This window comes from Motiliproteus coralliicola, assembly GCF_003345655.1.
Taxonomy (GTDB): Bacteria; Pseudomonadota; Gammaproteobacteria; order Pseudomonadales; family Balneatricaceae; genus Motiliproteus; species Motiliproteus coralliicola.
This window is the reverse complement of the sequence record NZ_QQOH01000011.1, coordinates 1-1,163: the sequence shown is the minus strand read 5'-3', so window position 1 is coordinate 1,163 and position 1,163 is coordinate 1. Positions and strand designations below refer to the sequence as shown.

Annotated in this window: 2 protein-coding genes; both read right to left on the bottom strand. The window is 61.7% G+C overall.

The features are described from left to right. The coding region (locus DV711_RS19230) for a phosphate acyltransferase (protein ID WP_279386529.1) at positions 1-496 on the bottom strand (496 nt) is incomplete at its 3' end. A 241-nt stretch (positions 497-737) separates the two neighbouring features. Beyond that, on the bottom strand, positions 738-1,163 hold a 426-nt coding region (locus tag DV711_RS19225), incomplete at its 5' end, for a thiamine pyrophosphate-dependent enzyme (RefSeq protein ID WP_243633894.1).

Below are 1,163 nucleotides of genomic sequence, written 5' to 3'. Positions count from 1 at the left end.
CCTTCAACTCATGGAACGGCTCGCACAGCATCATCAGGAAGAAGCTGGAGATCATGCTGGCGCTGGGCGCCATGCCGATGATCTGGATCGCCGAGCGCACCACGTCGCCGGTGGTGTAGACCGCGCCCGCCACGGAGCCGTCGGCATCGTCCAACTGGACCATCACCTGGGCGTAGATCAGCGGGTTTTGGACCTGCTCGGCGGCCTGCTCCTCGGTCATGCCCTTGGCTTTGCGCTTCTGGTACAGCGCATCGGCGTAGCGCGCCAGCTCCGGCGAGCTGGCCGGATCCAGCAGGGTAATGCCGTCGAGGTTGAGGTTGTTTTCCGCCGCCAGGGCACGGATCTTGGCTTCGTCGCCCAGCACGGTGATCTGCGCGATGCCGCGCTCGGTGGCCACGGTGGCCGCTTCGAGGATCCGCGGATCTTCGCCTTCGGCCAGTACCACGCGTTTGGGCGCATCTGCCGCCCGCTTGAAGATGTTGTTGAGCGCCTTCATCACACAGCCCTTATCGTTATTGTGGGGTTATTGTTGCGGGGTGACTGATGGGCTCTCTGTGGCAGAGCATTCAGTCGAAGGGTTCTCGGGTTATTGAGCTAACCACCCAGGATACGTTGGAGCGGGATGGGCAGGTCGATAAGCCGATAAAACCGGCCGAGAACCGGCCGGTTTTTGTATCGTCGTAAAAGGGCGAGCGGATCGGTGCGATCCACCCGCCAACGGACGATTAAGCGGACTGTTACTGGAAGTCCTTGTACTTCTCCAGGTGACGAACCGGTACGGACAGTGCGTCGCGGCGGAAGGGGTCGCCCAGCTCACGAGTACACATGATCTCGATCACGGTGGTCACACCGTCCTTCTGCGCGTCGCAAGCTTGCTTCAGCGCCGGACCGATGTCTTCCAGCTTGTCGATGGTGACGCCCTGCGCACCCATGGAGCGTGCGATTTCGGCGAAGCTCGGGTTCTCCAGCTCACCCGCTACGAAGCGACGGCTGTAGAAGTCGACCTGGTTCTTCTTCTCGGCACCCCACTGACGGTTGTGGAATACGATCGAGGTAACCGGGATCTGCTCACGGACACAGGTCATGATCTCAACCATGGACATGCCCCAGGCGCCGTCACCGGCGTAGGAGATGGCCGGACGCTCAGGCGCGGCAACCTTGGC